14 protein-coding genes are annotated in these 18,640 nt (G+C 72.7%); 7 read left to right on the top strand and 7 right to left on the bottom strand.

Annotated elements, in window-relative coordinates:
* Positions 1 to 276: 276 nt before the first annotated feature.
* The 3 genes from E6R60_RS02565 to E6R60_RS02555 all read left to right on the top strand — a co-directional run bounded on the left by E6R60_RS02565 (position 277) and on the right by E6R60_RS02555 (position 3,614).
* Complete coding sequence (locus tag E6R60_RS02565; RefSeq protein WP_136324690.1) at positions 277 to 1,431, top strand: mandelate racemase/muconate lactonizing enzyme family protein; 1,155 nt, start codon at positions 277 to 279, stop codon at positions 1,429 to 1,431.
* Entirely contained in the window at positions 1,428 to 2,456 is a 1,029-nt protein-coding gene (locus E6R60_RS02560; RefSeq protein ID WP_136324689.1) for an alcohol dehydrogenase catalytic domain-containing protein, read from the top strand. Before E6R60_RS02565 ends, E6R60_RS02560 begins: the two co-directional genes overlap by 4 nt.
* A 174-nt stretch (positions 2,457 to 2,630) precedes the next feature.
* On the top strand, positions 2,631 to 3,614 hold the full coding sequence (locus tag E6R60_RS02555) for a hypothetical protein (RefSeq protein WP_136324688.1): 984 nt from the start codon (positions 2,631 to 2,633) through the stop codon (positions 3,612 to 3,614).
* A gap of 165 nt (positions 3,615 to 3,779) precedes the next feature.
* Here the strand turns inward: E6R60_RS02555 and E6R60_RS02550 are convergent, their stop codons facing one another.
* Positions 3,780 to 4,631 carry an SMP-30/gluconolactonase/LRE family protein gene (locus E6R60_RS02550; protein WP_136324687.1) on the bottom strand — a complete coding sequence of 284 codons (852 nt, stop codon included), beginning with the start codon at positions 4,629 to 4,631 and terminating at the stop codon, positions 3,780 to 3,782.
* Entirely contained in the window at positions 4,628 to 5,401 is a 774-nt protein-coding gene (locus tag E6R60_RS02545; protein WP_136324686.1) for an IclR family transcriptional regulator, read from the bottom strand. The genes E6R60_RS02550 and E6R60_RS02545 overlap by 4 nt, the downstream gene beginning before the upstream one ends.
* A gap of 269 nt (positions 5,402 to 5,670) precedes the next feature.
* Here E6R60_RS02545 and E6R60_RS02540 point away from each other — a divergent pair, with 269 nt between their 5' ends.
* From E6R60_RS02540 to E6R60_RS02530, 3 genes are all read left to right on the top strand, one after another.
* The gene (locus tag E6R60_RS02540; protein WP_136324685.1) at positions 5,671 to 7,176 is read left to right on the top strand and encodes a bifunctional phosphatase PAP2/diacylglycerol kinase family protein; all 1,506 of its coding nucleotides are present in this window, start codon (positions 5,671 to 5,673) and stop codon (positions 7,174 to 7,176) included.
* 197 nt (positions 7,177 to 7,373) lie between these two features.
* On the top strand, positions 7,374 to 8,183 hold the full coding sequence (locus tag E6R60_RS02535) for a methyltransferase domain-containing protein (protein ID WP_136324684.1): 810 nt from the start codon (positions 7,374 to 7,376) through the stop codon (positions 8,181 to 8,183).
* Positions 8,184 to 8,330: 147 nt separating this feature from the next.
* Positions 8,331 to 8,684, top strand: a complete 354-nt coding sequence (locus E6R60_RS02530; protein WP_136324683.1) for a VOC family protein — start codon at positions 8,331 to 8,333, stop codon at positions 8,682 to 8,684.
* Between the two features lie 154 nt (positions 8,685 to 8,838).
* Here E6R60_RS02530 and E6R60_RS02525 read toward each other — a convergent pair whose 3' ends face one another.
* Together E6R60_RS02525 and E6R60_RS02520 are read right to left on the bottom strand one after the other, a co-directional pair.
* Complete coding sequence (locus tag E6R60_RS02525; protein WP_136324682.1) at positions 8,839 to 10,815, bottom strand: DUF5107 domain-containing protein; 1,977 nt, start codon at positions 10,813 to 10,815, stop codon at positions 8,839 to 8,841.
* 148 nt (positions 10,816 to 10,963) lie between these two features.
* Positions 10,964 to 11,854: an arginase family protein gene (locus tag E6R60_RS02520; RefSeq protein WP_136324681.1), complete on the bottom strand. Its 891-nt coding sequence runs from the start codon at positions 11,852 to 11,854 to the stop codon at positions 10,964 to 10,966.
* A gap of 71 nt (positions 11,855 to 11,925) precedes the next feature.
* Between E6R60_RS02520 and E6R60_RS02515 the strand changes: the two genes are divergently transcribed.
* Positions 11,926 to 12,282, top strand: a complete 357-nt coding sequence (locus E6R60_RS02515; protein ID WP_136324680.1) for a DUF6204 family protein — start codon at positions 11,926 to 11,928, stop codon at positions 12,280 to 12,282.
* Positions 12,283 to 12,533: 251 nt separating this feature from the next.
* Here E6R60_RS02515 and E6R60_RS02510 read toward each other — a convergent pair whose 3' ends face one another.
* From E6R60_RS02510 to E6R60_RS02500, 3 genes are all read right to left on the bottom strand, one after another.
* On the bottom strand, positions 12,534 to 14,651 hold the full coding sequence (locus E6R60_RS02510) for a phospholipase C, phosphocholine-specific (protein ID WP_136324679.1): 2,118 nt from the start codon (positions 14,649 to 14,651) through the stop codon (positions 12,534 to 12,536).
* Between the two features lie 300 nt (positions 14,652 to 14,951).
* A complete protein-coding gene (locus E6R60_RS02505; RefSeq protein WP_136324678.1) occupies positions 14,952 to 15,980 on the bottom strand; it encodes a LacI family DNA-binding transcriptional regulator in 1,029 nt (342 codons plus the stop codon).
* Entirely contained in the window at positions 15,977 to 18,376 is a 2,400-nt protein-coding gene (locus tag E6R60_RS02500) for a glycoside hydrolase family 2 protein (RefSeq protein WP_136324677.1), read from the bottom strand. Before E6R60_RS02500 ends, E6R60_RS02505 begins: the two co-directional genes overlap by 4 nt.
* Between the last annotated feature and the right edge of the window lie 264 nt (positions 18,377 to 18,640).

Below are 18,640 nucleotides of genomic sequence, written 5' to 3'. Positions count from 1 at the left end.
GCCTCCTTCGCCGCCGTCTCACCCGCCGGCCCGTCCTCGGGCCCTCGGCCCTTCCTTGGCTCTCCGGCCCTTTATACGAGGGAATGGAGCGGCGCGCCTGCGCTACCGCGAACCCGTCCGGGCGGCGGCGGCACCGCCGCTCCGGCGGGGGCGCCCGGCGCACGGACCGCACCGCACCGCGGCATCCCCATTGACACTCGCCCCGCCGCGTTATTACGGTCTCGTCAAGATTTCGAACGAGGGCCGAAATATCGAACATGTCGAGGGGCAACTCCCGTGCGTATCACCGAAATCAGCACACACGTGGTGGGAACACCCTGGCGCAACCTCACGTATGTGCAGGTCCATACCGACGAGGGCCTCACCGGTGTGGGCGAGACCCGGATGCTCGGCCGCACCGATGCGCTCCTCGGCTATCTGCGCGAGGCGGAGGTCAACCACGTCGCCGGTTCCGACCCGTTCGCCGTCGAGGACCTGGTACGCCGGATGAAGTACGGAGACTACGGGCGGGCCGGTGAGATCGTGATGTCCGGCATCGCGGTCGTCGAGATGGCCTGCTGGGACATCAAGGGCAAGGCGCTGGGCGTCCCGGTCTGGCAGCTGCTGGGCGGGAAGGTCACCGACCGCGTGAAGGCGTACGCCAACGGCTGGTACACCACCGAGCGGACCCCGGAGGCCTACCACGAGGCCGCGTCGGCCGTCGTGGCGCGCGGCTACCGGGCACTGAAGATCGACCCCTTCGGGACGGGCCACTTGGAGCTGGGCCAGGAGGAGACCCGGTACTCCGTGTCGCTCATCGAGGCCGTCCGGGACGCCATCGGCCCGGACACCGAGCTGATGCTGGAGATGCACGGCCGCTTCAGCCCCTCGACGGCGGTGCGGATCGCCCACGAGATGGCCCCGTTCCGGCCGGCCTGGCTGGAGGAGCCGGTGCCGCCGGAGAACCTGAAGGCGCTCGCCAAGGTGGCGGCCAAGGTGGACATGCCGATCGCGACGGGTGAGCGCATCCACGACCGGATCGAGTTCCGCGAGCTCTTCGAGTCGCAGGCCGCCGACATCATCCAGCCGGACGTCGGCCACATCGGCGGCATCCTGGAGACGCGCAAGCTCGCCGCCACGGCCGAGACCCACTACACGCTGATCGCCCCGCACAACGTCGGGGGGCCGGTGCTGACCGCGGCCAGCCTCCAGGTCGCCGGCTGCACGCCCAACTTCAAGATCCTTGAGCACTTCAACGACTTCGCGGACGCCGACATCAAGAAGGTCGTGCGGGGTGCCCCGCAGGTCGACCCCGTGACCGGCTGCTTCGAGCTCTCGGACGCCCCGGGCCTCGGCGTGGAGCTGGATGTGGACGCCGCCGCCGAGTTCCCGCAGCAGCAGGCCCGGTTCGACCTGTGGGCCGACGGGTGGGAGAAGAGGAAGCCCAAGTGAGGGAGGGGGCCGCGCGCTCACGGGTCATCAGGGTGGACCGGCCGGGTGAACACCGGCTGATCGCCGGGCCGGTCGTGGAGCCCGGCCCGGGCGAGGTCCGGGTCCGGGTGGCCGCGGCCGGGATCTGCATGAGCGACCGAGAGCTGTACGACGGCCGTCGCGACCCGCAGTACGTGCGCTATCCGGTGGTGCCCGGTCACGAGTGGTCCGGCACCGTCGAGGCGGTGGGCGCGGGCGTCGATCCCGCCCTGGCCGGCCGGCGCACGGTCGCCGAGGGATTCCGCTCCTGCGGGAAGTGCGCGCGGTGCCGCGGCGGTGACACCTCGCTGTGCACCGCCGGGTACGACGAGACGGGATTCACCCGGCCGGGCGCGTTCGCCGACCACGTCGTGGTGCCCGCACGGCTGTTGCACCCGCTGGCCGACGACGCCGACCTGCGTGCCGCCGCGCTCCTGGAGCCGGCGGCCGTCGCCGCCTCGACGGTACGGGCCGGGTCGCCGGAGCCGGGCGAGCGGATCGCCGTCCTGGGCGCGGGAACGCTCGGGCTGCTCGCGGTCCAGCTGCTCGCCGCACTGTCTCCGGCCGCGCTGACGGTGATCGACCCGCGGGACGGGCGGGCCCGCCAGGCCCTGCGCTTCGGGGCGACCGAGGCCCTGACCCCCGAGGAGGCCGCACCGGTGCGCGGGCGATACGACCTGGTGGTGGAGACGGCCGGGGCCCCGACCACCGCCGCCGACGCCTGCTCGCTCGCACGGCCCGGCGGCCGGGCCGTGCTCACGGGAATGTTCGCGCCGGGGGCCGCCGGCATCGACCCGCTGCACCTGTCGCTGAGCCGGATCACGGTGCGCGGCGTCTTCGGGGCGTCCTCCGCGTCCTGGTCGTACGCGGTACGGGCGTTCACCGGGGGGCTGCTCGACCCGGCGGCGCTGATCACGCACGAGTTCCCGCTGGAGCGGTTCGCGGAGGCCGTGGCGCTGGTCGGGGGCGGTGGTGCGGATACGGGCAAGGTCCTGATGCGCCCCTAGTTCCGGGGGCGGTGCCCGCTCCGCGGCTCGTCCCGGGGCGGCCTCCCGCCCCTCGGCGCTCGTCCCGGGGGTGGCCTCCCGCCCCCTGGCTCCTTCGGGGCCGCCGCCGGCCCTGCTGCATCGGCGATCAACCCGAACACCGTCCGACCCACCGAACGCGAAAGGCCGCCGCCCATGATCCCCGCATCCCCCGCCCCGTCCGGACCGCGTACCGGTGTCCGGCGCCCGGGCGAGCCCGCGCTCACCGCGCTCGGGCTCGGCGCACCCGCCGCAGAGCCGGCCGACGCGTCCGCGTACACGTTTCCCGACGGCGGCACCTGGCGGACCGAGATCCCGTCCGTGGAGAGCCCCGAAGCGCTGTCCGTCGTACTGAAGGAGAGCGCGCGGCTCGATGTCCCCGTCCACCGGATCAGCCAGGGCAGCGGGGTCTGGATGCTCAGCGATGCCGAGATCACCGACATGGCCGAAGGCTGCGCCGAACGCGGCATCGAGCTCTGCCTGTTCACCGGCCCGCGCGGCAGCTGGGACACCGGGGCCTCCTTCCGCACCGATTCGGGCGGGGCCGGGCTGCGGGCCCGTGGCCACGACGCCCTGGCCGGGTGCGTCGAGGACGCCCTGCGGGCCTCCTCGCTCGGCGTGAAGTGCCTGCTGGTGGCGGACGAAGGGGTACTCTGGACCCTCCACCGGCTGCGCGCGGGGGGCGCCCTGCCCGCCGACACCACGTTCAAGGTGTCCGCCCTGGTCGGCCCCGTCAACCCCGCTTCGTTCGCGGTGTACGAACAGCTCGGGGCGGACTCCGTCAACATCCCCTCCGACCTGACGCTCGCTCACTTCACGGAGATCCGGCGGGCGTCGGCCGCTCCGATGGACCTGTACATCGAGGCGCCGGACGACCTCGGCGGCTATGTGCGGATGTACGAGGCGGCCGAGCTGATCCGGCGCGGCGCACCGGTGTACCTGAAGTTCGGCCTGTCCAAGGCGCCCGGCATCTACCCGTACGGCGCCCATCTGCGCGAGGTCGCCCTGGAGACGGCCCGCGAGCGGGTACGGCGCGGGCGGCTGGTCCTTGATCTGCTGGCCCGGCACGGGGCGGACGGGAACATGTCACCGCTGGGCTCCCGGCTGCCGGGCGCCCTGCGGCGCTTCCCGGTGGGGTGAGGGGCCACCGGGCCGGACCTGGCCGTGAACCGCACACGCGCCGCCGACCGGGCCCGGCCGTCAACCGCACCCGGCGCCGCCCACCGCACCGGGCCGCACACCGCACGCCCGCCGGGCCGGACCCTGCCGTGAACCGCACCCGCCGGCCGGGCCGACGGCAGCGGCTCAGCCCGCGAAGGCGGTCCCCGGCATGCCGCGGCCGGCGTCCGGCAGGACCAGCAGCGATCCCGCGAGCGGGTGCGGAGCGTCGAGACCCGTGCGGGCGGTGGAGATGTACAGGTCACGCAGCTCCCGTCCGCCGAAGGCACAGGCCGTGGGCCGTCGCACGGGCAGCTCGACGACGCGGTCCAGCCTGCCGTCGGGCGTGTAGCGGCGCAGCGCGGCGCCGTCCCACAGAGCGGTCCAGACGGCTCCCTCCGCGTCGACCGTCAGCCCGTCGGGGTAGCCCGCACCCTCCTCCACGGTCGCGAACGGGCGGCGTCCAGTGATCTGTTCGCCCTCCACGTCGAAGACGTCGATCCGGCGGGTCGGGGTGTCGATGTAGTACATCAGCCGGCCGTCGGGGCTCCATCCGGTGCCGTTGCTGCAGGTCACCAGGGGCAGGACCCGGGTGGCGGCGCCGTCGGGGGCGACCCGGGTGAGGCTGCCGCCGGTCTCCGACTCGTCGTACCGCATGGTGCCGGCCCACAGGGCCCCGTCCGGCGCCACCGCGGCGTCGTTCCCGCGCCGTCCCGGCTCGGCGTCGTGGACGAGCCAGCGGAACGCGCCGTCCGCGTCGTAGAGCCCGATGCCGTCACGCAGATTGACGACGAGGCCGCCGCCGGCCCGGGGCTTGGCCGCACCGACGTGCTGTTCGGTGGCCATGACGGTCCGCCGGCCGTCGGCGGGGTCGTACGTGTGGATCCGGGCGGACAGGATGTCGACCCAGATCAGCCGCTCGGCGGCCGCGTCCCAGGTCGGGCCCTCCCCCAGTGCGGCGTGTTCCCTGACGGCGACGTCGAGGCGGGGGCGGGTCACCGCTGCCTCCGGTGGTGTCCGAGACGGCCGGAGAGCGCCTCGGCGCCTTCGGCCGCGAGGCCGGCCAGTTCCGCCTCGCGCTCCCGGGTCCAGCGGATCATGGGGACGGAGACGGAGAGCGCGGCGACGACCTGGCCCGACCGGTCCCGTACGGGCGCGGCGACGCAGCTCACATCGGGGTTGGACTCCCGGTGCTCCACCGCGATGCCCCGTTCCCGTACGGTGGCGAGGGCCGCCCGCAACTCCCCTTCGTCGGTGATGCTGTTGGGCGTCATCCCGGTCAGTTCGAGCCCGTCGAGGCGTGCGTCGAGTTCCCGTTCGGGAAGGGCTGCGAGCAGCATCTTGCCGACCGACGTGCAGTGCGCGGGCAGCCTGCGGCCGGCCGCCGACACCATCCGTACCGCGTGGGTGGAGTCCACCTTGGCGATGTAGATGACGTCGGTCCCCTCCAGGATCGCCACGTGGACGGTTTCCCCGCAGGTCTCCGCGACCTGCCGGGCCACCTGCTGCCCCTCGGCCGCGAGGTCGAGCTGCTCGGCGTAGCGGCTGCCGAGCTGGTAGGTGCGGACGCCGAGGCGGTAGCGGCCGGGCTGGCCGGGGACGGTGACGAGGTACGAGCGGGCGGCGAGCGTGGTCAGCAGCTCATGGACGGTGGTGCGCGGGAGCTGGAGCTTGCGGGTCACCTCGGGCGCGGAAAGCGTTCCGTCGCCGTCGAGGAAGAGTTCGAGTACGTCCAGCGCCCGGGTCACCGCAGGGACGAGTCGCCCCATGGTCGTGCACCACCCTCTCGTGTTCGACATTCCGGCCAGTGACCGGCATCACGAACAGGCTAAGCGGGGCTTACGCGGGGGGCAATGACGGGGTGACGTGCGGCACCCGGCCCAGGGGCACGGGCGGAGCTTTTGTGCCGATGTATGCCGGAATGAAAGACAGGAGGACGGGCGGGTCACGGCCACCGAACCCTCTGCTCCGGCACCCACGCGCCGCCCGCGGCGTGTCGGTGCGGTTCGGCGGGTTCGGGCAGGGTATGCGCAGTTCCATGTCCTCACCGAGCATCCCTTCCCATCTGCCGAGACCCGCCGGGCTGCGGAGCCTGCTGCACCGGGGCGATGTGGCCGTCTTCCAGAACCTGGCAGAGCGGCACTGGCCCGCCGCCGGTCCCGTGCTGCCCCGCCTCAGCCGCAGCGCCAACCACGGGCTGCTGTGGTTCGGCGCCGCGGCGGGCATCGCCGCCTTCGGCGGCAGCGCCCGGGCCCGGCGGGCCGCGCTGCGCGGCATCGCGTCGCTGGCGGTCGCCTCTGCGGCGATCAACACGGTCGGCAAGGGCGCGGTCCGCCGGGAGCGGCCGGTACTGGACGCCGTGCCGGTGATACGGCGGCTGAAGCGGCAGCCGGTCACCACGTCCTTCCCTTCGGGGCACGCCGCTTCGGCTGCCGCGTTCGCCACCGGCGTGGCGCTCGAGTCGAAGGGCTGGGGGGCCGTCGTCGCCCCCCTGGCCCTCTCGGTGGCCGCCTCGCGGGTCTACACCGGCGTGCATTACCCGAGCGACGTGCTGGCCGGCGCCGCCCTCGGCATAGGGGCGGCGTTCGCCCTGCGCGGCGTCGTGCCGACCCGGGGACAGCTGCCCGCGCCGGGCAGGCCGCCGGCCGACGCGCCCGCCCTGCCGGACGGCGAGGGTCTGGTCGTCGTCGTCAACCAGGAGTCGGGCACGGCGACGGCCACGGCGACGCTGGTCCGGGACGCCCTGCCGCAGGCGGAGGTGGTGGAGTGCCCGCCGGCCGAGCTCCCGGCAGAGCTGGAGAAGGCGGCCGGCCGGGGCCGGGCGCTGGGGGTGTGCGGAGGTGACGGCACCGTCAACCGGGCGGCGGCGGTGGCCGCCCTGCACGGTATGCCGCTCGCCGTGTTCCCCGGCGGGACGCTGAACCACTTCGCGTACGACCTCGGCATCGAGTCCGTGGCGGACGTCTGCGCCGCCCTCGGCAACGGAAGCGCGGTCCGGGCCGACCTCGGCCGCTTCCGGCCCGGGCCGGAGGGGCCCAGGGGCGCGCACGGGTACTTCCTCAACGCGTTCAGCCTGGGCGTCTACCCGGAACTGGTGCGCACGCGCGAGCGCTGGGCCCCACGGATCGGCGGCTGGCCGGCCGGTGTCCTCGCGGCCTGCGAGGCGCTGCGCGGCCGGCGTCCACTGGAGGCGGAACTGCAGGGCCGGAGAAGGCCCCTGTGGCTGCTGTTCGTCGGCAACGGACTCTTCCAGCGGGTCGGCCCGGCGCCCGGCCGACGGCACAACCTCGCGGACGGGCTGCTGGACGTGCGCGTGATCCACGGAGGGAGGACCCCTGGCCTGAGGCTGCTGGCGGCCGCCGTCGCAGGGCCCCTGACCCGCTCCCCCATCCACGCGGCGGAACGGCGCCGCCGCATCCGCATCTCCGGTCTGAAGCCCGGCACCCCGTACGCGTACGACGGTGAAGTGGCGCACAGCCAGGGTGACTTGATGATCGACAAGCTGCCGGAGGCATTGACGGTCTACTGCCCGAGGCCGGTCTGAGACCGCCGGAACGCGCGAACCAGGGGCGGCCGAAGCCGAGTTCGGCCGCCCTTTCGCATGTCCCGGCAGCGAAGGAGATGTTGTCCACATCGCAAGATGGCCATCTCATTATTCGGCGTGAGGGCCTACGGTGGAGGCACCGATCACCACTGGCGGCCCGCGTTTCGCGGGACGCGCCCGAGAGAGGATGTACGGTCATGCCGAAGGAGACCGCCGTCTACACGCACGGCCACCACGAGTCGGTGCTGCGCTCGCACCGCTGGCGCACCGCCGCCAATTCGGCGGCCTACCTCATCGGCGAACTCCGCCCGGGACTGCGCGTGCTGGACGTCGGATGCGGGCCCGGCACCATCACGGCCGACCTGGCGGCGCTGGTCGCCCCGGGCCGGGTGACGGCCGTCGACACCACTCAGGAGATCCTCGGCCAGGCGGCCGCCACCGCGTCCGAACGGGGCCTGGACAACATCGAGTTCGCCCTCGCCGACGTGCACGCCCTGGAATTCCCCGACGACTCGTTCGACGTGGTCCACGCCCACCAGGTCCTCCAGCACGTCGGTGACCCGGTGCAGGCGCTGCGCGAGATGCGGCGGGTCTGCCGTCCCGGTGGCATCGTCGCGGCCCGCGACAGCGACTACGCGGCGATGGTCTGGTTCCCCGAGTCACCGGTCATGGACGCCTGGCAGGAGCTCTACGGCCGGGTGGCGCGGGCCAACGGCGGCGAGCCCGACGCGGGCCGCCGGCTGCTCTCCTGGGCGCGCGAGGCGGGCTTCACCGACATCACGCCGACGGCCGCCTCCTGGTGCTTCGCCACCCCGGAGAGCCGGGAGTGGTGGAGCAGCCTGTGGGCGGACCGCACCGTCGGCTCGGTCTACGCGAAGCTGGCCGTCGACGGCGGCCACGCGACACCGCAGGAGCTCGGCGCGATCGCCGAGGCCTGGCACGCCTGGGGCGGACAGGGCGACGGCTGGTTCATGGTCCCGCACGGCGAGATCCTCTGCCGGGCCTGACCCGCGGACCCGCGGACCCGGGGACCCGCGGGCCCGGGGGCCGACGAACCCGCGGACCCGGGGGCCGGCCACAACCGCCGGCCCCGCGCCGTCCCCCCTCCCCCGAATCGATCACACGCCACTGACCGGCCAACTACCCTGTTCGGCATGGAAATCCTGGGAACCACGCTGCGTATCTGCGTCGACGACCTGGAGGCCGCGGTGGCCTTCTACGAGGGCCTCACGGCGAGTCCGGCGCTGCGTTTCGAGCGCGGCGGGGTGTCCGTCGCCGCCATCGGCTGCTTTCTGCTGATGAGCGGCCCCGAGTCGGAGCTGGAGATCCTGCGGCGGGTGACGGCGACGATCGCGGTGAAGGACGTCGACGAGGCCCACGCCTCCCTGACCCGGGTGGGCGCACGCGTCATCGCGGGTCCGGTGCCCACCCCGGCCGGCCGCAACCTGATCGCCGTGCACCCGGACGGCTCGGTCTTCGAGTACGTCGACCGCAACCGGCCCGTCTGATCCCACGCGGCGTTCGTGGCCCTCGGGGGCGAGACGACGGGGGCGAGACGATCAGGGGCGAGACGACCAGGGTGAGGCCGACCGCCTCCGAGCCCCGCTCGCCCCCCGGCACACGGTGCGCTCCGCTTCCGATGCGTGACGCCCCGCGCCGTTTTCATCCCCCCGGCCGCATCCGGTAGTTGTACGCGTCCGGCAGCGGTTCCGCGGTGATGGCGGTGAGTTCGGCCCACACCTCGTCCAGGATCTCCGCGCCCTCGCGCAGATCGGCGACCTCGAAGCCCTCGTCGAACAGGGCTCGGGCGGCCGCCCGGTCGCCCTCCGCGAGCAGGAGGCGCGCCTCCAGCAGCCGGAAGCGGCCACGGAGGCGGATGTCCGGGAGCAGACCGGTCCAGACCGTGCGGGCGGCGGCGGTGCGGCCCGCAGCGAGCAGGGCCTCGATCGCCTCCCGGCCGAGGGCCGCCATGGCCGCCGTCCAGGGCGGGTCGTCGCGGCGCTCCGCGCACAGCTCGTCGAACGCCTCCTCGTAATGGCCGGCCGCCCGGTCCCGCTGGCCGCTCTCCTGTGCGGCGACGGCGAGACAGCGCAGCAGCGGCCAGCGGGACGGGGCGAGAGCCAGCCCGCGTTCCCAGCTGCGGACCGCCTGCGCACGGTCGCCGGCATGCCACTGGGCGACACCGAGGTGGTACTCGGTGATCGGTTCGGCGGGGGCCGTCTCCAGCATGTCGCGCCAGTGCGGCGAGACGAGACTGGGGCCGGGCGGAGCGGCGTGGGGCGGTTCGGGGAAGGAGCCCTGCTCCAGCAGTGCGAGCCAGGGAGCCTGCTGTTCACCGAGCGTGGAGTCCGCGAACGGGGTGCCGGGCAGTTCGTACCCGCCACGCCGTACTTCGAGGGCGCCCCAGCCCGAGCCGGTGGCGAGGATCTCGCCCGGCTCCGTGTCGGCGCAGCGCCTCCACGCCTCGTAGGCGGCGTCCACACCGGCGCGCGGCAGCGCCCGGGCGAGCCGCTGCTCGGTCTCGGCACGGGCCGCAGCCCAGTCGCCCCCGTGCACGAGCGCGGGGTCCGCGGCCAGCGGCCCGTACGACTCCAGCCAGCTGAATTCACCGCCGGGCTCCAGCGGTACGTGTTCCAGCTGGGTGCGGGCGAGGCCGGCCTGGATCTCGGCGTAGCCGGGCGTGCCCGGCTCGGTGAGCCATTCCTGCCAGCGGCGGCCGCCCGGACCGCTGCCCCAGAGGAAGAGCTTGCGGCCGCGCAGCAGGTCGGTGGAGGTCTGGACGAGTCCCCGGCCGTCCTCGTCGAGGGAGGCGATCCAGCGGCGGGCTCCGTCGGGCACCTCGTAGAAGTAGTCGGCGGGGAAGTCGCCGCGCAGCGGATACGTCCGGTCGACTCCGCCGCTCTCGGGGACCGGGACCCGGGTCAGCGTCCGGTCGTAACCGAAGTGCCAGGCCTCGTCGGCGGGCGCCAGCACCCGGGTGCGTGCGCCTTCCGGGACGGCGATGTTGGACCACCAGTAGACGGGGGCGGGGTGGTCGTGCGGGTTGCGTATCCGTATGCCGACATGCAGGAAGTCGGAGTCCTCGGGCAGCCACAGATCGACCTGGAAGGGCAGGTCGCGCAGCCGCTCCCATTCCCACAGCCGGACCATCTCTCCGCCGTCGGGGGCCGGGACGCGGGCGGCATGCACCGGGGCGCAGGACAGGGTGGTGTGCCCGGTCGCGCCGATGTTCCACTCGATGCCTCCGGAGAACCAGGCACCGTTGAGCGCGAAGTCGGCCGGCTGGAGGACGGGGTTGGTGTAGACGAGGTCGCGGCCCGTGGGCTTGTGGAACAGGGAGTGGACGCGCCCGCCGAGCCCGGGAAGCACGGTGGCCCTCAGCCGGTCGTTCTCGATGACGATCGCGTCGAGGTCCGTGGGGGTGCGCTCGCGTCCATAGCCGTCGAGGATGCGGACGGGAAGGACGGTGGCGAGCGGTTCGTGGTTGATCTGGCGGGCCATGTCGCGGGGCAGTCCGGCCCGGTCCCGGACGTCGACGACGTGCATCTCGTCGAGGGGCCGCAGGGCGGGCAGCGGATTCTCCGGTCCCGTCGCCGCCGCGGGCAGGGTCAGTACGGTACGTCGTACGGTGGTAGCCAAGGCAACCTCACTCCCTCGCGCGGGCCGCCGCAGGTCCGGGCGCCCCCCGATGACCATGGAACACGCTGGACGCCGCCCGGACCAGGGCACCGGCCGTCGGACTTGGACCGGCCGGCACACGGGGGCGGTCCGGTTCCGACGGCCTGCCTCAGACGAAGGCGGCGACGACCAGGCCGGTGAGCAGCGCGGCCGCCGTGCCGTCCGGGTCGAGATCGGGGTCGTAGACCGTGACGTTGAGGCCGGCACAGCGGGGCGAGCGGACCAGGGGCCGCAGCAGGGGGCCGAGTTCGGCGGGAAGCAGCCCCCCGTCGTCGGGGCTGTCGACGGCGGGCATGACGGAGGGGTCGAGCACATCGGCGTCCAGGTGGACCCAGTAGCCGTCGAGCTCCGGGCTCCGCAGGCTCCGCACGATCCCGTCCGCCACTTCTTCGGGGCCCTGCTCGCGGATCTCCCCGACGGTCGCCACCGGAATCTTCAACTCGGCGAGCTCCGCGCGGTCCTCGTCGTAGTCGCGGATGCCGAGGACCCGCACGTCCTCGTCCCTGAGGTAGGGCCGCAGTCCCTCCAGACCGGCGAGGTCGTCCTGCCCCCGGCCGGTGGCGATGGCCAGTTCCTCGCCGGCCGCGGCGCCGATCCGGTCGCTGTTGCCCTCGTGGCGGAAGTCGGCGGACCCGTCGACCGACACCAGTCCGTACCGGCCGATCCGGCGCAGGGCGAGTGAGGCGCCGAGCTGGATGGAGCAGTCGCCGCCCAGGACGAGCGGGAAGTCGCCGGCGCGTACGTGGCGCTCGACGCGGTCGGCGAGGGTGCGGGTGTACCGGGCGATCGCGGCGGCGTTGAAGACGCCGTCGCCCTCCTGCCAGGCCCCGAGGTCGTACCGGGGCGGCACGACGACCCCGCCCTCGGACGCGCCGAGCCTCTGCACGATCCGCTGTTCCCGCAGGGCGCCGGCGAGCTTGTAGCAGCCGGGTACGGTGCCGGGTGCGGGCGGCCGGAGGCCCAGGTTGGAGGGGGCGTCGAGCACCACGATATTCCGCATACGCTCCATCCTCCGCGCCGTAGGGTGGCCGGTCGAACGGTTTACGAAAGCGACAGGAACGGCGGGTCGGGATGAGCACGCAGCACACGTACCGAGTGATCGTGCGCGGCACCTGGGAGGGGCTGACGGACGAGGCCCGCGGGCGGCTGCTCGCGGAGGTGGAGCAACACGGTCTGGGCGCGATGCAGTTCAGCGAGGAGGGGTCCCTGACGTACGACCGTGTGCTCAAGCACTTCAGCTTCCGTTACGTGGTCGTGTCGGACGCCGCGGACGGCGAGGAGATGGCGGCCGCGCTCGCCGAGGAGCGCGCGGAGACGGCGCTGAGGAAGGCCGGTTACGGCCACGGCGAGCTGCGGTCGACGGCGACGGACATGGACACCATGAAGATCAATTACAAGGGGCGGCGAGGAGGGCCGGGGGCGGCGTGACAGCATGCCGCCCCCGGCCACGGCACCTCTGACCGGGACTTTTCTGCTTCGGCTCCGCCGAGGGCTTCCCGGTCTGCACGCCGGAAGTCCCTCCGACGGGGCTGAGAGTCCCTGGATCGGCCCGGTTCCGGGTGCCGCGAACCTCGGGTGCCGGAGCCCCCGCACGGTCACGACGCAGGCAGGGCAGTCCCCGGGGCTCGCCGCTTCGAGGGCTGCCCCGTGCGGGGAGGCCGCGCCATCGCCCGGGTCGTTCAGCCCGAGATGCTCGGCCGGCCGTTCTCGATGTGGCCCATCAGCCGGCGCCGGAAGGCGACGTCCCCGTCGACGGTGATGTCCAGGTCGTACCAGCCGTGCGCGTCGGCCGCCGAGTGCACCACCGTGCGGCTGCGCCCCGGCTTGACCTTGACGGTCCTGGCCCAGTCGCGCAGGTCCGCCTCGTCGACGTATCCCCGCGGCCGCACCGTGAAGGTGAGCGTCGTCCGCCCCGTGTTGCGCAGCGTGAGATGCAGGTCGCGCTCACGGGCGTCGACCCGGGTCGCCACCTCGGCCGGCGCACCGCCCTGCGCGGACCCGGCGAACTCGCGGCGGAAGCCGTTCGGCCCCGTGACCGTGAACCGGTACGCCGGGCCGGTGACGGGCACCGTCCACTGGGCCGTGCCCTTCACGTCCCGGTGCTGCGGTCCGGGGAACTCGCCCGCGTACGGATACAGCGCGAAGTGCGCCGATGAGCGGCCCGTGTTGCTGAGAACCACCTGCACCGCGCCGTCCACCACCTTCGCCTGGGCGTCCGGCTGGTACGGCAGCGCACGGGCCGGACGCACGCCCGGCTCCTGTACGGGCATGTGCTGCACGAGCGGCGGCCTCGGCGACCAGCGGCCGCTGAACGGCGGAATGGCCCCCGGCTGCTCCACCTCGGGCCGGCGCCGCCCTCGCGAGAAGTCGAAGGCCGAGGTCAGGTCGCCGGTGACGGTGCGCCGCCAGTCGCCGATGTTCGGTTCCTCCACGCCGGTCCAGCGCTCCAGGAAGCGGATCACGGAGGTGTGGTCGAATACCTCGGAGCAGACGTAGCCTCCGATGGTCCACGGCGACACGATGAGCATCGGCACCCTCATGCCGAGACCGGTGGGCTTGCCCTCCCACTGCTCCTCGGTCACCTCGGGCGGGGCGACCGGCGGCGGCACGTGGTCGAAGAAGCCGTCGTTCTCGTCGTAGTTGATGAGGACGGCGGTGTGCCGCCACACGTCGGGGTGCTTGCCCAGCGCGTCCAGGACCTTGTAGACGATCGTCGCGCTGTGGATCGGCGAGGAGACGCTGGGGTGCTCCGAGTCGACGGCGGAGGGCACCAGGTAGGAGACCTCCGGCAGGGTGCCCGCCGCCACGTCCTTGGCGAACTCCTCGGCCAGCGTTCCGGTCTCCACCCGGCGCAACGCCCGCTCGAAGAGCCGGCGTTCGGCCCTGTCCAGGGTGGCGACGCCTTCCTCCAGCAGACCGGACAGCCGCTCCCGCTCGACCGCGTCCGCGTCCCGCACGGCGGAGTAGAACGACTCCATGTACGTGTGCCCGCCGGTCTTCGCCAGCGCCTTGCGGGCGATGGCCTTGAAGGTGGCGAAGAACTCGATCTGGTTGTCGGTGAAGTTCTCCCACTCGGTGTACGTACGCCAGCTGCGCCCGGCCTTCTCCAGCCGCTCCGCGTAGGTGCCCCAGTCGTATCCCGGATGGGTGCCCTCGTCGTACGCGTCGTTGCCGACGGCCCGCCTGCCGTTCGGCTCGTCACCCGTCTTCCCGCTCCACAGGTGGTTGCGGTTGGGGCTGGTCGAGGAGTGGATGGAGGAGTGGTAGGCGTCGCAGACCGTGAAGGTGTCGGCCAGCTCGTAGTGCAGCGGGATGTCACGGCGGTCGTAGTACGCCATGGTGGCGGCCGTCTTCGCGGATACCCAGCCGTTCATCCACCCTCCGGCCCACGCCTTGGCGCCGCCGTTCCAGGAGTGGTCGAGCGCACCGATGTACTGGAGGTCCTTCTTCTGCGTCTCGGCGGCGCCGCGCACCGGGAACGGCAGCACGGAGGTGCCCAGCGGTGCGGGCTGCTCGAAGACCGGCTTGCCCGAGGGCAGCTCGACGGCATTGCGGTCGCTGAAGCCGCGTACGCCCCGGAGCATCCCGAAGTAGTGGTCGAAGGAACGGTTCTCCTGCATCAGGATCACCACGTGCTTGATGGCTCCGAGCCCGTCACGGCCTCCCGACCCCGCATGGGCCGGCTGCGCGGCTATCGCGGCCTGCAGCGAAGGCGGCAGCAGCGACCCCGCCGCCGCGACGCCGAGCGCGCCGCCACCGAGCGCGAAGAGCCGTCGCCGTGAAATGTCCGTGGTCAAGTTGAGCCTCCCGAGTCCGGTCGTACAGCCGGGAAACTAATCTGGCCGGGTGGCGGGGGGAAGGACTTCGCGGGGCTTCGCGGTGAACCTCCAACAAGTCGTGCGGGAAAGTCCAACCGCCCCGCCCGCACCCCGGCAGACCCGCGGGTCCCGGCTCCCGGCCGGCCGGGTGGGCGGAGAGAAGGGCGGCGGCCGCTTCCCGCAACCCGGCCGCACGCGCGGTTCACCCTCGCCTTGTCCGCAACGAGCGAGGCCGTGCCCCCTGGGCGGGAGCACGGCCTCGGCCGGCCGGCGAACGGGCTACTGCTGCGGCGCGGGTGCGGTGGAGCCTCTCGGCGTGAGCGACGGGGTCGGGACCTGGAGGGCCCCGGTGTGCGTGCCCTCGATCAGCGAGAACAGGGCCCGGGCGACCTCCGCGCCGAAGTGGTGGACGTCGTGGCTCATGGCCGACAGCGTGGGATGGGTGATCCGGCACAGCTGCGAGTCGTCCCAGGCGAGCAGGGAGAGGTCGTCCGGTACGACGAAACCCATCTCCGCGGCGACTCCGGCGCCCGCGACCGCCATGATGTCGTTGTCGTAGATGATGGCGGTGGGCCGTTCCGCCGACAGGAGCAGGGAACGGGTGGCCCGCGCGCCTTCCCTCTCGTCGAAGCCGGTCGCTATCTGGCGCCCCTCCTCCAGCCCGAGTTCGCGCACGGTCGCCGCGAAGGCCGCGGTCCTGATCGCGCTGTGACCGAATCCGGCCGGACCGCCGACCCGCGCCAGCCGCCGGTGCCCGAGGGCGGCCAGATAGCGGACGGCCTCGGCCGTCGCCGTGGCGTCGTCCGTCCACACCGCGGGGAAGGAACCCGTGAGCGACGGATGCCCGACGGCCACCGCCGGCAGTCCGACGGCCTGCAGCGCCGGGACCCGCGGGTCGTTCTCCTGGAAGTCGACCAGGACCGCGCCGGCGATCGTCTGGCTCCGCCACCACGTCTTGTAGAGGTCGATCTCTTCGTCGACATCGCGCACCAGACGCAGGAGCAGCGAGCAGGACCGTTCGGCCAGCACGCTTTCGATGCCGGAGATGAAGTCCATGTAGAACGGTTCCAGGCCCAGCAGGCGGGCCGGGCGGCACAGGGCGAGGCCGATGATGTCGACGCGCTGGCTGGAGAGGCTGCGCGCCGTCTGGTTGGGCGCCCAGCCCAGGTCCCGGGCGGCTTCGAAGATGCGTTCACGCGTGGTGTCGGAGACGCCCCGCTTGTGATTGAACGCGAGGGAGACGGCTCCCTTGGACACGCCCGCCCGGGCCGCGACGTCCTTGATGGTGATGCGTGCCGGACTGTTCACTCGGTATCCGCGCAGAACAGGGCGGCCCGTACGTCGTCCGCGGTGACCTGGCCGCACCCTTCGACCCGGATCCGGACCTGCTCGCCGGCCAGCAGTGTGGTGAGGCCGCGGTCGGCCGTGGCCTGGGGACCGAGCCGGTCGGCCTGGAGCAGAAGGTCCCTGACGAGGGTGTGCGCGTTGACCACGACGTCGACCTTACCGCCGTTGCCCGCGACCGGTTCCACCGCGACGTCGAACGCCGGGCGTACATAGGCGAACTCCTTGTCCGGGACGGGGAAGTACGTGGCCCGCAGGCCGTCGGCGTCGGCGACGAGGAACTCCTTCGTGGTGAGTCCGGCCGGCGCCAGCCCGGACGGGACGGGGATCCGCGTGACGGAGCGCGCGGCGACGGTCACCTCGTGCGTGCTCCGGCCGGCCGTCGCCCCGCCGGCCTCGACGCGGCGCAGCGTCACCTCGGTCCGCCAGGGGGTCGCGGACTGGTTGACGACGGCGAGAACCGGTCCCTCGTCGCCGGGTTGCAGGGTCAGCAGCCGGTCCGCGTAGACCCGGCGCAGCTCGTGGTGGAGCGGCTTGAGCCGGCCGTCCCCGTCGACGGCGGCCCAGGAGGTGACCGGCCAGCAGTCGTTGAGCTGCCAGACGACGGTGCCGGCGCACACCGGCCAGTGGGAGCGCCAGTGCTCGATGCCGGCGGCGACGGCACGGGCCTGGACGACCTGCGTCAGGTAGTGCCAGCGGTCGAAGTCGCCTTCGGGCAGGGTGAAGTGGCGCGCGACTCCGCGGTTCAGCTTTCCGTTGCCGTCCTCGGCCTTCTGGTGGTGCAGCATGCCCGGGGAGTCGGGGGCCAGGTCCTCGCCCGGGAGGGCGCGTCGGAGTGTGGCCATCGCGGGAGGGGCCTGCCAGCCGAACTCGGCGACGAACCGGGGGACGTTCGCTCGGTACTCGGCGTAGTCCTGGCGGTTCCACACCTCCCAGGAGTGGTAGGTGCCGTGGTCGGGGTCGTTGGGGTGGTGGTCCCATGATCCGGACCACGGGCTGCCCGCCGCGTAGTGACGCGTGGGGTCGAGTTCGGCGACCACGCGGGGCAGCAGGCCGAGGTAGTAGCCCTCGCCCCAGGAGTCGCCGGCGAGGCCGGGCTCCCAGTCCCAGTCGCGGAATCCCCAGAGGTTCTCGTTGTTGCCGTTCCAGAGGACCAGGCTGGCGTGCGGCATGAGCCGGACAACGTTGTCCCTGGCCTCGGCTTCCACCTCTCCCCGCAAGGGCTGCTCCTCCGGGTAGGCCGCGCAGGCGAAGAGGAAGTCCTGCCAGACCATCAGCCCGAGCTCGTCGCAGGCGTCGTAGAACGCTTCGTCCTCGTAGATGCCGCCGCCCCAGATGCGTACGAGATCGACGTTGGCGTCCACCGCCTGGCCGAGCCGGGTGCGGTAGCGCTCCGGGGTGACGCGCGAGGGGAACACGTCGTCGGGGATCCAGTTGACGCCGCGGGCGAACACGCGCTCGCCATTGACGACGAGGGTGAATCCGGAGCCCTGCGCGTCGGCGCCGCGGTCCAGTTCGACGGTGCGGAACCCGATGCGCCGGTGCCAGGTGTCCAGCTCGCCCTCCTCCTCGAGGAGGGTGACGTCGAGGTCGTAGAGGGGCTGGTCACCGTAGCCGCGCGGCCACCAGAGCTCGGGCCGGTCGACCGTCAGGCGCAGCACGGCCTCGTCGCCCTCGAAGCGGGTCTCCGCCGCTTGGCCGGCCACCGTCGCCCGCGCCAGCAGGGCGGCGTCCGCTCCCCCGGCCGTGCGCTCCACCTGCAGTCTGACCTCGACGTTCCCCGTGCCCTCGTCGACGGTGACCAGCGGGCGGACGGACGCGAGGCGCGCCGTGGACCAGTGTTCGAGCCGTGCGGGCCGCCAGATTCCGGCGGTGACGAGGGTCGGCCCCCAGTCCCAGCCGAAGCTGCTGGCCATCTTGCGGATGTACTGGAAGGGCTCGGGATACACATTGGGCCGGTCACCTGTGACCGCGCGCACCGCCTCGGCCTCGTCGTAGGCGGAGGAGAAATGCACCTCCAGCGGGCCGGTCAGCCCCGTGACGTCGAACCGATAGGTGCGGTGCATGTTCCGGGTCGTCCCGATCTCCCGGCCGGCGAAGGTGATCCGGGCGGCGGTGTCCAGGCCCTCGAAGACGAGGTCGGTGCGCTCGTGCCCGCTGTCGTGGGAGACGTCGGTGAGATAGGTCCACGCGCGCCGGCCGACCCAGGCGACCTCGGTCTCGTTGAGTTCGAGGAACGGATCCGGGATGACTCCGGCGGCGACCAGATCGGTGTGGACGCAGCCGGGGACCTGGGCCGGCAGCCGGTCCTGCCCGTGACGCAGGCTCCAGCCTTCGGTGAGGGGGGTGACGTCCTTCATGTGCGGCTCCAATCGCCCGGTACGCGCGCTGGCAGTTGTATGACGCCGCACAACTTAGCCCGTCAATCGATCACTGTCTATAAACCGGTCTAGTCACGGAGCCGTAACGCAGCGAACATGCCACGAGCCCTCAACCTGCACCAATACGTCACCTGGTAACGATTAGGCATCGTCATAGAAATCAGAGCTTTACCGGTTCACACACGTCCTGTCATAGTGCCAACATCCCACCGCAGACCTGAGCCGCCATCTGAAGGAGTTGGG

Origin of the sequence: Streptomyces sp. A0642 (assembly GCF_004795105.1) — a bacterium.
GTDB lineage: Bacteria > Actinomycetota > Actinomycetes > Streptomycetales > Streptomycetaceae > Streptomyces.
The sequence above is the reverse complement of the archived record's forward strand: the minus strand, read 5'-3'. Positions and strand labels throughout refer to the sequence as shown.

Coding starts and splice junctions, on each gene's coding strand:
- E6R60_RS02500 (WP_136324677.1), bottom strand. CDS start 18,376: ATGAAGGACGTCACCCCCCTCACCGAAGGCTGGAGCCTGCGTCACGGG.
- E6R60_RS02555 (WP_136324688.1), top strand. CDS start 2,631: ATGATCCCCGCATCCCCCGCCCCGTCCGGACCGCGTACCGGTGTCCGG.
- E6R60_RS02515 (WP_136324680.1), top strand. CDS start 11,926: ATGAGCACGCAGCACACGTACCGAGTGATCGTGCGCGGCACCTGGGAG.
- E6R60_RS02535 (WP_136324684.1), top strand. CDS start 7,374: ATGCCGAAGGAGACCGCCGTCTACACGCACGGCCACCACGAGTCGGTG.
- E6R60_RS02530 (WP_136324683.1), top strand. CDS start 8,331: ATGGAAATCCTGGGAACCACGCTGCGTATCTGCGTCGACGACCTGGAG.
- E6R60_RS02520 (WP_136324681.1), bottom strand. CDS start 11,854: ATGCGGAATATCGTGGTGCTCGACGCCCCCTCCAACCTGGGCCTCCGG.
- E6R60_RS02540 (WP_136324685.1), top strand. CDS start 5,671: ATGTCCTCACCGAGCATCCCTTCCCATCTGCCGAGACCCGCCGGGCTG.
- E6R60_RS02545 (WP_136324686.1), bottom strand. CDS start 5,401: ATGGGGCGACTCGTCCCTGCGGTGACCCGGGCGCTGGACGTACTCGAA.